The following is a 12,577-nucleotide window of genomic DNA, read 5'->3' as shown; positions in this document are numbered from 1 at the left end:
CGAAGCAATGGCGATCACGCGGTATGGGTCCTGGCGTTCGCCAGGACGACACCGAGGGTCAGTCTACAGCACGCCCTTCGCCAGCCGCTTCATCACCTCGTCGAGCTGATCGAGGTTGCGGTAGTTGATCTGGACCGAGCCGCCGGGGTCGCGGTGGTTGACGGTGACCTTGAGGCCGAGCGCGTCGCTGACGCGCTTTTCCAGATCGATCGTGTCGGGGTCCTTGTCCTTGCCTCCGCTGGCGCGCGCCTTCTGCGGCTTGCGCTCAGGCACGCCCTCTTCATGCGCGAGCGCCTCGGCCTGGCGGACGTTGAGGCCTTCCTCCACGATGCGCTTGGCGGCCGCAAGCGGATCGGGCACGCCGATCAGCGCGCGGGCGTGTCCGGCGGTCAGATCACCGCTGGTGATCAAGGCCTGCACCTCGGCCGGCAGCTTGGTCAGCCGCATCATGTTGGCGATGTGGCTGCGGCTCTTGCCGACCACCTTTGCGATGTCGTCCTGGCTGCGTTTGAACTCGTTGGCGAGCGCGTGATAGCCGAGCGCCTCTTCCATCGGGTTGAGGTCTTCGCGCTGCACGTTCTCCACGATCGCGAATTCCAGCGCATCGCTGTCGCTGATGTCGACCGGGACGATCGGCACCTCGTGCAGGCCGGCCATCTGCGAAGCGCGCCAGCGCCGCTCGCCGGCGATGATCTCGTAACGATCCTGCGCGCCCTTGACCGGGCGCACGACGATCGGCTGGATCACGCCATGCTGCTTGATGGACTCGCTGAGCTCCTTCAGCTCGGTGTCCGAAAAGGCGCGGCGCGGGTTGCGCGGATTGGCCTTGAGGAATTCGATCGGCACCTTGCGCTGCGCGCGTGGACGATCGACGTGCTGAGCCTCGCCGCCGACATCGCCGATCAGACTCGCAAGACCCCGGCCCAGTCGCGAACGCGCTTCGTCGGCCATCGCCAGCTCCCTTGGATTCAACTCGAACGCTCCTGCTACTCTGTTGCCGTCATTCCGGGGCGCGCCAAGCGCGAACCCGGAATCTCGATGTTGTTCAAATTCCAATCTCGGGATTCCGGATCAATTCGCGTCCCGCGAATTGTCCGGAATGAGATCGCCTGGCGTCAATGCGTCGTGCGCAGCTCGCGCTCGCGCTGGATCACTTCGGTGGCGAGCCGCAAGTACGCTTCGCTGCCGACGCATTTGAGATCGTAGACCAGCACCGGCTTGCCGTAGGACGGCGCTTCGGAGATGCGCACGTTGCGCGGGATCATGGTCTTGTAGACCTTCTCGCCCATGAACTGGCGGACGTCGGCGACGACCTGGTTCGAGAGGTTGTTGCGCGAGTCGAACATGGTCAGCACGATGCCGTGGATCGACAGGTTCGGGTTGAGCGTCGAGCGCACCTGCTCCACCGTCTGAAGCAATTGCGACAGACCTTCGAGCGCGAAGAACTCGCACTGCAGCGGCACCAGGATCGCGTCCGACGCCGCCATCGCATTGACCGTGAGCAGATTGAGCGAGGGCGGGCAGTCGATCAGCACATAGGTGTAGTCGGCGTCCGGCGAGACATTGTTGTTGAGCGCACTAATGGCGTCGCGCAGCTTGAAGGCGCGGCCGGGAGTGGTGCCGAGCTCGAGCTCGAGGCCGGAGAGGTCCATGGTCGAGGGCGCGATGTGCAGCCGCGGCACCGCGGTCGAGACCACCGCTTCGCGCAAGCTCGCTTCGCCGATCAGCACGTCATAGGTCGAGCAGCTTCGGTTGCGGCGGTCGATGCCGAGGCCGGTCGAGGCGTTGCCCTGCGGGTCGAGATCGACGATCAGGACGCGCTCGCCAATCGCGGCGAGCGCCGTGCCGAGATTGATCGCTGTGGTTGTTTTCCCCACCCCGCCCTTCTGATTCGCCAGCGCCAGGATGCGCGGGTGACCTTGCGGAACCACCCCAGCTTCATCTTGGGTTTGTTCTTGCGGCGGCTCGTCAATCACGGTCATCGAAATCCCCACTCAACCCCTGAAGGCCTCACCCGCGCCGTTCAACTGAAGTCAGCTCGACGATCCAGCCATCCCCCGTCCGGCTGTGATGGAGCTGCGGCTGAATGTTCCAATATTTAGCGGATTCGGTCAATTCAGCATCTACATCTTGACCCTTGAGAAATAGCGCCTTTGCGCCTTGGCGCAGCAGCGGCTCCGCAAAGCCGATGAGTTGATGTAGCGGAGCCAGTGCACGCGCGGTGACGCAATCGACGGGGCCGGTGATTCTATCCACATTATCCCCGATCTCAGCGAGATGTACGACCCCCGGAGACGTGGTGACGCGAATCGCTTCGCGCAAAAACGCGGCCTTCTTGGCGATTCGCTCGACCAGGTGGACGCTCGCGCCTGGCGTGTTCGCCATGGCGCAGGCGAGGACCACGCCAGGAAAGCCGCCGCCGCTGCCAAGGTCGGCCCAGCGTTTTGCCGATGGCGCGAGATCGACGAGCTGAAGCGAGTCGGCGATGTGCCGGGTCCAGAGGTTTGGCAGGGTCGAAGGCGCGACCAGATTGGTCTTGGCCTGCCACTCGCGGAGTAGCGCGATGTAGCGGTCGAGCCGGTCCTCGGTTTCAGGTGAAACCGGAACCAGCTTCAGCGCTGCGATCTTGTCGGCGGCGATGGTCGCGTCCAGCGACTGATCGTTGGCGCTGGCCTTGTCGATCTTCGGTCTGGCCGGCAGAGGCTCGCCCCGGCGAGCGGCGCCCTCACCCGCTCCGGGTCGTCGGCATAGCGGTCTGTCCCCGCCCGGTCCGCGCTGTTTCACGTGAAACGCCTATGCGATTGCCTTGGAGCTCTTTCGCGCCTCACGGCGGAGATAGCCCGCCAAGATGCCCAGCGCCGCCGGCGTCATGCCGTCGATCCGGCCGGCCTGGCCGACCGTGAACGGGCGGGCCTTCTCCAGCTTGGCGCGGACCTCGTTGGAGAGACCTGGGACCAGCTTGTAATCGACCTCCGACAGCACCATTCCTTCGTCCCGCCGGAACGCCTCCACGTCGGCGCTCTGGCGCTCCAGGTACACATCGTATTTGGCATCGATCTCAAGATGGGTGGCGATCACGGGATCAATCGCGGACAGCTCCGGCCAGATCGCACGGACTTGGCTCCAGCCAATCTCCGGATAGGCCATCAGCTCGAAGGCTGAGCGGCGCTGGCCGTCCCGGTTCAGGGACAGCCCGTGCTTGATCGCCTCGTTCGGAGTGATCGTCAGCGACTTCGACAAGATCCGAGCCGCGTTCAGAGCGTCCATCTTGGCGCGGTGATGCTGGGTCCGGGCACTCCCGACACAGCCCAGAGCGATCCCCTTTTCGGTCAGACGCTGGTCGGCGTTATCCGCCCGCAACGTCAACCGGTACTCGGCGCGCGAGGTGAACATCCGATAGGGCTCCGTGATCCCGCGGGTGACGAGGTCGTCGATCATCACGCCGAGATAGCCGTCAGCACGATCGAACACGGTCGGCGCCGCGCCACTGGCGGCGAGCGCGGCGTTCAGGCCGGCCACGATGCCCTGCCCGGCGGCTTCCTCGTATCCGGTGGTCCCGTTGATCTGCCCGGCCAGGAACAGGCCACGCAAGCGCTTGGTCTGGAGGGTCGGATCGAGCTCGCGGGGATCGATGTGGTCGTACTCGATGGCGTAGCCCGGCCGGACCATCTTCACCCGCTCGAGGCCGGGGATACTGGCGAGAATTGCGAGCTGGACCTCCTCCGGCAGCGAGGTGGAGATGCCATTGGGATAGACGGTCGTGTCGTCGAGCCCTTCCGGCTCCAGGAAGATCTGATGGCCGTCGCGATCGCCGAAGCGGACGATCTTGTCTTCGATCGACGGGCAATAACGCGGTCCCGAGCTCTTGATCTGGCCGGAGTACATCGGAGAGCGATGGACGTTGGCCCGGATCACCTCATGGGTTGCGGCCGTGGTCCGGGTAATCCCGCACTGGATCTGCGGGGTCGTGATCCGCTCGGTCATGACCGAGAACGGCTCCGGCGGCTCGTCCCCGGGCTGCATTTCGACTGCTGACCAGTCGATCGTGGTGCCGTCCAGACGCGGCGGCGTGCCAGTCTTGAGCCGTCCCAGGGTGAAGCCCGCGCGCTCAAAGGACGCCGAAAGACCCATCGCGGGGGCTTCGCCAACCCGTCCGGCGGGCCAATTCTTCTCACCGAGATGGATCAGACCACGGAGAAAGGTGCCGGTGGTCACGACAACGGCCCCTGCCCGAACCTCCCGGCCGTCTGCCAGGCGCAGCCCGATCACCCGTCCCTCGACCACGATCAGCTCGTCGGCCTCGCCTTCGATGACCGAAAGACCCTCGGTCTCCCGGATCGCGGTCTGCATCGCCGCCGCATAGAGCTTCCGGTCGGCCTGGGCCCGGGGACCACGGACAGCGGGACCCTTGCGACGATTGAGGACACGAAACTGGATACCGCCGGCATCGCTCACCCGGCCCATCAGGCCGTCGAGAGCATCGACCTCGCGAACCAGATGGCCTTTGCCAAGACCGCCAATGGCGGGATTGCAGGACATCGCGCCGACGGTGGCGAAACGGTGCGTCACCAGAGCGGTCGTCGCGCCCATCCGGGCAGACGCAGCCGCGGCCTCACAGCCGGCGTGGCCGCCGCCAATCACGATGACGTCGAAGCGCTCTCGCTCTGTTCGCATAAGCGGACTTCTAGCTCAGAGGTGTGAAAGCCGGAAGTAGAAACTCAGGAGCTGGTGTTTCACGTGAAACAGCGGAAGTCGTGGGGGCCAGAGCGTTTTCTTGAAAACAACCCCATGCACAGTAGGCGGGGCGCTGAACGGATGGCTGTTTCACGTGAAACAACCCGGGTTCCGTTCAAGGGCAGGCAAAACCAGCTAGCGCCGCAACACCAGGTATCGACACCGCCACCGTCATCGCGAGCGTCGCTAAGCAAATTCAGTGTGGCTCGGGGAAGGCAGCCTCGATTGCGTCGTCGCAAGAGCTCCTCGCCAATGTCGGCGATCGGGCGAGATTGGGCAGAGACTCGCTCGCATGAGACGTCCATGGATGGGCGCGCCGTGTTTCACGTGAAACACAAGCAATGGAACAAGGACTAGTTCTAGAATGAAGCACTACTTTCCGATACAGAACTTCTGGAAAATGGCCCCGAGGACGTCCTCGACGTCCACCCGGCCCAAGAGCCGGCCGAGGGCGTAGGCGGCGGAACGAAGCTCTTCGGCGGCGAGCTCCTCGCCCTCTTCTACAAGCTCCAGACTCCGGCGCAAGCCGTCTCGCGCCTGGATCAGCAGCTCGCGCTGACGCGCCCGGGTCACCAGGGCGCCCTCGCTGGTTCCGAAGAACTCGGCAGCGAATTTGACGAGCGCATCGACCAGGGCCGGGATGCCATCCCCGCGACTGGCCGAGATGGCGAACTCGCCCGGCGGCGCAACTCCGAACCCGAGGTCGATCTTGTTGCGCACGATCCAAACGGAGCTGTCTGGCTGATGGTCGTCTCCGGATGTCCGAAGTGCCCGCAGCGACTTCGGATCGGCGGCCTGCTCAGCCTCCACCAGCCATAGCACGAGGTCGGCATCTTCCGCCCGCGCCCGCGCCCGGCGCACGCCCTCCTGCTCGACCGGGTCATCCGTCTCGCGAATGCCGGCTGTGTCAATGACCGTGACCGGATAGCCCTCGAGATCCAGCTGCACCTCGATCACGTCACGCGTGGTGCCTGCATGCGGCGAGACGATCGCGACCTCGCGGCGCGCGAGCTGGTTCATCAGCGTCGACTTGCCGACATTCGGCTCGCCGGCGATCGCAACCACAAGGCCGTCGCGCAGGCGTTCAGCATGGCCCTGTGCCGCAAGAGCGTTTGCAATTTCATCGTGCAGCGCCCTGATCGCCTGCACCGCCGGTGCCATCAGCTCCGCCGGCACATCGCCCTCGTCAGAAAAATCGATGCCGGCCTCGATCAGCGCCGACGCCTCGATGATGCGCTCGCGCCAGTCGCGCGCGCGATGGCCGAGCAGGCCCTCAAGCTGACGTAGCGCCTGGCGCCGCTGACGGTCGGTGTCGGCGTGGATGAGATCGTCAAGGCCTTCGGCTTCGGTGAGATCGAGCTTGCCGTTCTCGAACGCGCGCCGCGTGAACTCCCCCGGCTCGGCCGCGCGTGTATTCGGAATTAGCGAAATAGCGGCGAAGAGCGCGGCCAGTACCGCGCGGCCGCCGTGGACGTGGAATTCGGCGATGTCCTCGCCCGTCGCGCTGCCCGGCCCTGGAAACCAGAGCACGACCGCGTCGTCGATCGGCTCGCCCGCGTGATCCCGCAGCAGCCGTCGGCTGGCCTGTCTCGGCGCCGGCAGCCTGCCCGCGAGCGCCGTCACAACTGCGCCGGCTTGCGGGCCCGAGACGCGCACCAGCGCGATCGCACTCGGCGCACGGCCGGACGACAGCGCAAAGATGGTCTGGTCTCGCGGATGCATAGCCTATTTGTCCGGCTGGCAGGGAAAAGGCAAACGGCCCGTTTCGCGGTGTCGACCGCCACAATTTGCTGCGCTTTCGACCGCAGCAATGGCCCTATTGCAGCGCAATCCAAACGCAGCACTTTGCTGCAAAACTGTTCCGCCTCGGAGCAGCTCTGTTGGCTAGACTCAACGATTACGTAAATGCATCAACAGCTTCTGGCAAAGCCGGATTTGTACCGCGGCTACCCGCCATGCTGCACTTTTCCCGCAGCATGACCGCACAAACAAAAGGCGCCCGAAGGCGCCCCCTGATCTCTTGTTGCACCGCACTCAGGTGTTCATGGAGTCGAAGAACTCCGAATTGCTCTTGGTTGAGCGCAGCTTGTCGAGCAGGAAGTCGATCGCGTCCATCGTGCCCATCGGATTGAGGATGCGGCGGAGGACGTACATCTTCTTAAGCACCTGCGGATCGGTGATGAGCTCCTCCTTGCGGGTGCCGGAGCGCGAGATGTCGATCGCCGGGAAGGTGCGCTTGTCCGAGACCTTGCGGTCCAGGATCAGTTCCGAGTTACCGGTACCCTTGAACTCTTCGAAAATGACTTCGTCCATGCGGCTGCCGGTATCGACGAGCGCGGTCGCGATGATGGTGAGCGAGCCGCCCTCCTCGATGTTGCGGGCGGCACCGAAGAAGCGCTTCGGGCGCTGCAGCGCGTTGGCGTCGACACCGCCGGTCAGCACCTTGCCGGATGATGGCACCACGGTGTTGTAAGCGCGGCCGAGGCGCGTGATCGAATCGAGCAGGATCACGACGTCGCGGCCATGCTCGACCAGGCGCTTTGCCTTCTCGATCACCATCTCGGCGACCTGGACGTGACGCACCGCCGGCTCGTCGAAGGTCGACGACACGACCTCGCCCTTCACCGAACGCTGCATGTCCGTGACTTCTTCCGGACGCTCGTCGATCAAGAGTACGATCAGATAGCATTCGGGATGATTGTGCGTGATCGAGTGCGCGATGTTCTGCATCAGCACGGTTTTACCGGTGCGCGGCGGCGCGACGATCAGCGCGCGCTGGCCCTTGCCGATCGGGGCGACGATGTCGATCACGCGCGCAGACAGGTCTTTCCGCGTCGGATCGTCGATTTCCATGCGGAAACGCTGATTCGGAAACAGCGGCGTGAGGTTGTCGAAATTGACCTTGTGCTTGGCCTTTTCCGGGTCCTCGAAATTGAGCGTGTTGACCTTCAGCAGCGCGAAATAGCGCTCGCCCTCTTTCGGGCTGCGGATGTGGCCTTCGATGGTGTCACCGGTGCGCAGGCCGAAACGGCGGATCTGCGAGGGCGAAACGTAGATGTCGTCAGGGCCCGGCAGATAATTCGCGTCGGGCGAGCGGAGGAAGCCGAAGCCGTCGGACAGAACCTCGACGACGCCTTCGCCGACGATATCGGTCTCAGCCAGCGAGAGCTGCTTGAGGATGGCGAACAGCAGCTCCTGCTTGCGCATGGTGCTGGCGTTCTCGACCCCATTCTCTTCCGCGAACGAGACGAGCTCGGCCGGCGTCTTCGACTTGAGGTCCTGGAGTTTGATTTCCCGCATTGGGGTGGTCCTGTGGGGTAACCTTAGGGAGAGGGGGTGCGAGGAGGCTCTGAAATGCGGACGTGAGAAGGTAAGGTCCGCAGGTCTGGCAAGGAGAGTGCCGGTGAGGCTTCAAACCTGATGCGGTGTCCGGCTTCTGGAAAGCTCAGACACAACCACATCCGCCTGCGTTGGGTGGGATGTCGATAATATAGAAAATCGCTTCCGGCTCCGCAAGACGAACCGCTGAGCGAAACGTCGCGCGGCTGCCTAGAACGGCTTCACGATCACCATGATGACGATGATAATCATGAGGGCGGTCGGCACCTCATTGATAATCCGATAGAATTTCTGGCTGCGCGGGCGCCGGTCGGCGGCGAAATCCTTCACCCAGCGGGAAAAAAAGCCGTGGACCGCGGACATCGCCAGCACCAGTGCCAGTTTTACGTGCAGCCAGCCGAAGGTGAACCAATGGCCGGACCAGGCGAGATAGAGCCCGGCGAGCCAGGTGACCATCATGGCAGGGTTGATGATCGCCTTGAGCAGCCGGCGTTCCATGATCTTGAACGTCTCGGACTGTTTGGAGCCGATCTCGGCCTCGCAGTGATAGACGAACAGCCGCGGCAGATAGAGCATGCCCGCCATCCAGGAGATGACGGCGATCACATGCAGCGCCTTGATCCAGAGATAGACGTCTTCGAACATGCTCTGCGCCCGGATTGCTGCCCAGCCGAGGGAAGGCTGGGGATAGTAAGAACTCGTTAAGGTCTTACCCTGCACACATATCCGTCCGTAGCGCCTTCCTCAAATCTAGAATCTTAGATTCTTAAAGGTTTGAGTCTGAGTGACCGTGGATTGGACTCACGCAATACCGTCCGCCGGTTCGCGCGCGCTTGTTCACATCCATCAACATGTCCCGGCGAGCTCTGGTGACTTTCGATAAGTCGGCCAGCTTCAAAGGCTTGCACGTTTCCGTCGGCAGCTTATCAAGGGGGTTGTCCGCGCAATCCCGCTTCCGTGCGGCCTGGGCACCTGACTTGTTCTGACCGGCGGCGGTGTGAAGAAAATTGGCACTTGTCCCGCCCCCGGTGTCGCGCATCCCTTTCCGAGCGGTTAAGCTCCACAGAAATCCACAAACCGCCCCAACGCAATTCAAAGGGTTTTTGTGCCGACCTCGAACAACTATTTCCATCTGCACCTCGTTTCCGACTCGACCGGTGAGACGCTGATCACCGTGGCGCGCGCCGTCGCTGCCCAATACGCCAACGTGACCCCGGTCGAGCATGTCTACCCGCTGGTGCGCAGCCAGAAGCAGCTCGACCGTGTGCTCGACGAGATCGAGGAAGCGCCCGGGATCGTGCTGTTCACCCTGCTGGAGAAGGATCTGGTCGCGAGGCTCGAGGACAAGTGCAAGGCAATCAATGTTCCGAGCCTGTCGATCATCGGCCCGGTGATGCAGCTGTTCGAAGCCTATCTTGGCGCTGCGACCACGGGCCGCGTCGGCGCCCAGCACGTCCTCAACGCGGAATACTTCAAGCGCATCGACGCGCTGAACTACACGATGATCCATGACGACGGTCAGCATGTCGAAGGTCTCGACGATGCCGACGTGGTTCTGGTCGGCGTGTCCCGCACCTCCAAGACGCCGACGTCGATCTATCTCGCCAATCGCGGCATCCGCACCGCCAACGTGCCGCTGGTTCCCGGCATTCCCGTGCCTGAGCAACTTGAGAAACTGACACGGCCGCTGGTCGTCAGCCTGCACGCGACGCCGGAACGCCTGATCCAGATCCGTCAGAACCGCCTGCTCTCCCTGGGCGCCGATTCCGGCAGCGACACCTATACCGACAGACAATCGGTCACCGAGGAGGTCGCGTTTGCGCGCAAGCTCAGCGCCAAACATGATTGGCCCTTGCTGGATGTGACGCGCCGCTCGATCGAGGAAACCGCGGCAGCGATCATGAAGCTCTACAGCGATCGCCAGCGCAACCGGCCGTCGGAATAATGGCTCTCTGGCGCGGCACATCTCCATTGATCTTGGCCACGCAAAGCAGCGCGCGAAAGATGCTGCTGGCGAATGCCGGGCTCGCATTCGAGGCCGTCACTGCCGATATCGACGAGCGCGGCATTCAGGCGGCGTCCAACCTTTCGAATCCGCGCGAGATCGGCCTGCTGCTGGCGCGCGAAAAGGCGAAGGCGGTCTCGGCCCATCGTCCGGGAAGCTATGTGATCGGCGCCGATCAGACGCTGGCGCTTGGCCATCGCCTCTTCAACAAGCCTGCCGGCCGCGCCGAGGCGCTGGCGCAACTGCGCGATCTCGCCGGCAACAGCCATGAGCTGAATTCGGCCGTGGCCGTGGCGCATGACGGCAAGATCGTCTTCGAGCATGTCTCGGTGGCCTGCATGACCATGCGGAAAATGACCGATGCTGAACTGTCCGCCTACCTCGACGCCGCCGGCGACGCCGTCACCACCAGCGTCGGTGCCTATCAGCTCGAAGGCCTCGGCATCCACCTGTTCGAACGCATCGAGGGCGACCATTTCACCATTCTCGGCCTGCCGCTGCTGCCGCTGCTTGCGTTCCTGCGCCGCGAACGGTTAGTTGCGGTCTAAATTTCAAGAATGGTTCGGCGCTGATGCGGATCCTCGGACTGACCGGCTCGATCGGAATGGGCAAATCCACCACCGCAAAATTGTTTGCGGAGGCCGGTGTGCCCGTCTACGACGCCGATGCCGCCGTCCACCAGCTCTATGAAGGTGAGGCGGCGCCTGCCATCGAAGCAGCCTTCCCCGGCACCACCGTGAACGGCAAGGTCGACCGGACAAAGCTGTCCGCGCGCGTGGTGCATGATCCCGCCGCGATCAAGCAGCTCGAGCAAATCGTCCATCCGATGCTTGGCGCGTCCCGGCAAAAATTCTTTGCCGATGCGGAGGCGGCCAAGGCGCCGGTGGTGGTTTTGGATATCCCGCTGCTGTTTGAGACCGGCGGCGAGAAGCGCGTCGATGCCGTGGTCGTGGTCTCGACCTCGCCGGAACTTCAGCGCGAGCGGGTGCTGGCGCGCGGCACGATGGACGAGGCCAAGCTCGACGCGATTATTGCCAAGCAGACGCCCGATGCCGAAAAGCGCAGGCGCGCCGATTTCGTGGTGGATACGTCACACGGACTTGAACCCGTGCGGGCGCAAATCGCGCACATCCTGGCCGAGGTCGTTAAGATGCCGCAGCGGCGAACCTGATTCGCCGTCCCACCAGGCACCTCAAGATCATGCGCGAAATCGTTCTCGACACCGAGACCACCGGCCTTGATCCGCTCCGTGGCGATCGCCTGGTCGAAATCGGCTGCGTCGAGATTTTCAACCGCATGCCGACGGGACAGACCTATCACGTCTATATCAACCCTGAGAGGGACATGCCGGCGGAAGCCTTTGCGGTGCACGGGCTGTCGGCCGAATTCCTGTCGACCAAGCCGCTGTTCCACGAGGTGGTCGATGCGTTTCTGGAGTTCATCGGCGATGCGCCGCTGGTGATCCACAACGCCTCGTTCGACATCAGCTTCATCAATGCCGAGCTCGACCGCATCAAGCGCGCGGCGATCCCGCGCGAACGGCTGGTCGATACGCTACTGCTGGCGCGTCGCAAGCATCCCGGCGTGTCGAACCGGCTCGACGATCTCTGCTCGCGCTATTCGATCGACAATTCACACCGCACCAAGCATGGCGCGCTGCTCGACGCCGAGCTTCTGGCCGAAGTCTATGTCGATCTGGTCGGGGCGCGGCAGTCGCAGCTGCTGCTGGCGTCGGAAGCCGAGGAGATTCGCATCAGCACTTCTGGCGACGCCCCGCGACGGCAGCGGCCGGTGCCGCTTGCGCCGCGGATCTCGGACGCCGAGCGCGAGGCCCACAAGGCCTTCATCGCGACGCTCGGCGAGAAGGCGATCTGGAACGAGTACCTCGCCGCTCCGGCCGCTGTTGCGGCCGGTTAGGCTCGCTCATCAGGCCTGACCGGTCTGTCCGCCCTGGGCGGCCATCTGCCGTTCCATGTTCTGGCGATAGAGACCGACGAAGTCGACCGGATCCAGCATCAGGGGCGGGAAGCCGCCGTCGCGCACGGCGGTCGCGATGATCTCGCGAGCAAACGGGAACAGCAGGCGCGGGCACTCGATCATGACCAGCGGATGCAAATTCTCCTTCGGCACGTTGGTGACGCGGAACACGCCGGCATAGGCGAGCTCGAACGAGAACATGATCTTGCCCGCCGACTCGGCCTTGCCTTCGACCGACAGCGTTACCTCGAATTCGGTTTCGCTGAGATTGTTGGCGCTGACATTGATCTGGATGTTGATCTGGGGCGGTTGGCTCTGCTGCTGGAGCGAGCTGGGGGCGTTCGGATTTTCGAACGACAGGTCCTTGGTATACTGTGCCAGAACGTTGAGCTGGGGAGCCTGGGCCGCCTCGGGAGGGGTGCCGTTACCGTTGGTCATGAAAGTCTCTCCTTACCCGATTGGGGCTGAATTTCGCGGCGGTTGGCTAACATAGGCCCGCCTCGTTCCACAAGGACGAACGGC

General features: G+C 63.5%; 12 protein-coding genes. 4 read left to right on the top strand and 8 right to left on the bottom strand.

What is annotated here, in order from left to right; all coding sequences use genetic code 11:
• Window positions 1–63 precede the first annotated feature (63 nt).
• The 7 genes from ACVWY3_RS30300 to hemJ all read right to left on the bottom strand — a co-directional run bounded on the left by ACVWY3_RS30300 (window position 64) and on the right by hemJ (window position 8,718).
• Complete coding sequence (locus ACVWY3_RS30300) at window positions 64–951, bottom strand: ParB/RepB/Spo0J family partition protein (protein WP_456841739.1); 888 nt, start codon at window positions 949–951, stop codon at window positions 64–66.
• A 164-nt stretch (window positions 952–1,115) separates the two neighbouring features.
• Window positions 1,116–1,982, bottom strand: a complete 867-nt coding sequence (locus tag ACVWY3_RS30295) for a ParA family protein (protein ID WP_456841738.1) — start codon at window positions 1,980–1,982, stop codon at window positions 1,116–1,118.
• A 28-nt stretch (window positions 1,983–2,010) separates the two neighbouring features.
• Entirely contained in the window at window positions 2,011–2,652 is a 642-nt protein-coding gene (rsmG, locus tag ACVWY3_RS30290) for a 16S rRNA (guanine(527)-N(7))-methyltransferase RsmG (RefSeq protein ID WP_456843494.1), read from the bottom strand.
• A gap of 141 nt (window positions 2,653–2,793) precedes the next feature.
• Window positions 2,794–4,674, bottom strand: coding sequence for a tRNA uridine-5-carboxymethylaminomethyl(34) synthesis enzyme MnmG (gene mnmG, locus ACVWY3_RS30285; RefSeq protein WP_456841737.1), 1,881 nt, complete (start codon window positions 4,672–4,674; stop codon window positions 2,794–2,796).
• Window positions 4,675–5,106: 432 nt separating this feature from the next.
• The gene (mnmE, locus tag ACVWY3_RS30280) at window positions 5,107–6,456 is read right to left on the bottom strand and encodes a tRNA uridine-5-carboxymethylaminomethyl(34) synthesis GTPase MnmE (protein ID WP_456841736.1); all 1,350 of its coding nucleotides are present in this window, start codon (window positions 6,454–6,456) and stop codon (window positions 5,107–5,109) included.
• A 312-nt stretch (window positions 6,457–6,768) separates the two neighbouring features.
• Window positions 6,769–8,034: a transcription termination factor Rho gene (gene rho, locus ACVWY3_RS30275; RefSeq protein ID WP_011083462.1), complete on the bottom strand. Its 1,266-nt coding sequence runs from the start codon at window positions 8,032–8,034 to the stop codon at window positions 6,769–6,771.
• A gap of 249 nt (window positions 8,035–8,283) precedes the next feature.
• The gene (hemJ, locus tag ACVWY3_RS30270) at window positions 8,284–8,718 is read right to left on the bottom strand and encodes a protoporphyrinogen oxidase HemJ (protein ID WP_456841735.1); all 435 of its coding nucleotides are present in this window, start codon (window positions 8,716–8,718) and stop codon (window positions 8,284–8,286) included.
• Window positions 8,719–9,178: 460 nt separating this feature from the next.
• Here hemJ and ACVWY3_RS30265 point away from each other — a divergent pair, with 460 nt between their 5' ends.
• The 4 genes from ACVWY3_RS30265 to dnaQ are packed head-to-tail and all read left to right on the top strand — an operon-like array spanning window position 9,179 to window position 11,995.
• Complete coding sequence (locus tag ACVWY3_RS30265) at window positions 9,179–10,018, top strand: pyruvate, water dikinase regulatory protein (RefSeq protein ID WP_456841734.1); 840 nt, start codon at window positions 9,179–9,181, stop codon at window positions 10,016–10,018.
• Complete coding sequence (locus tag ACVWY3_RS30260; protein ID WP_456841733.1) at window positions 10,018–10,626, top strand: Maf family protein; 609 nt, start codon at window positions 10,018–10,020, stop codon at window positions 10,624–10,626. Before ACVWY3_RS30265 ends, ACVWY3_RS30260 begins: the two co-directional genes overlap by 1 nt.
• Window positions 10,627–10,649: 23 nt before the next feature.
• Complete coding sequence (coaE, locus tag ACVWY3_RS30255; protein ID WP_456841732.1) at window positions 10,650–11,249, top strand: dephospho-CoA kinase; 600 nt, start codon at window positions 10,650–10,652, stop codon at window positions 11,247–11,249.
• Window positions 11,250–11,275: 26 nt separating this feature from the next.
• Entirely contained in the window at window positions 11,276–11,995 is a 720-nt protein-coding gene (dnaQ, locus tag ACVWY3_RS30250) for a DNA polymerase III subunit epsilon (protein ID WP_456843493.1), read from the top strand.
• Window positions 11,996–12,004: 9 nt separating this feature from the next.
• Here the strand turns inward: dnaQ and secB are convergent, their stop codons facing one another.
• Window positions 12,005–12,493 carry a protein-export chaperone SecB gene (secB, locus tag ACVWY3_RS30245; protein ID WP_456841731.1) on the bottom strand — a complete coding sequence of 163 codons (489 nt, stop codon included), beginning with the start codon at window positions 12,491–12,493 and terminating at the stop codon, window positions 12,005–12,007.
• Between the last annotated feature and the right edge of the window lie 84 nt (window positions 12,494–12,577).

It is taken from the genome of Bradyrhizobium sp. USDA 4486 (assembly GCF_054057995.1).
This window is presented reverse-complemented; position numbering and strand designations above follow the sequence as displayed.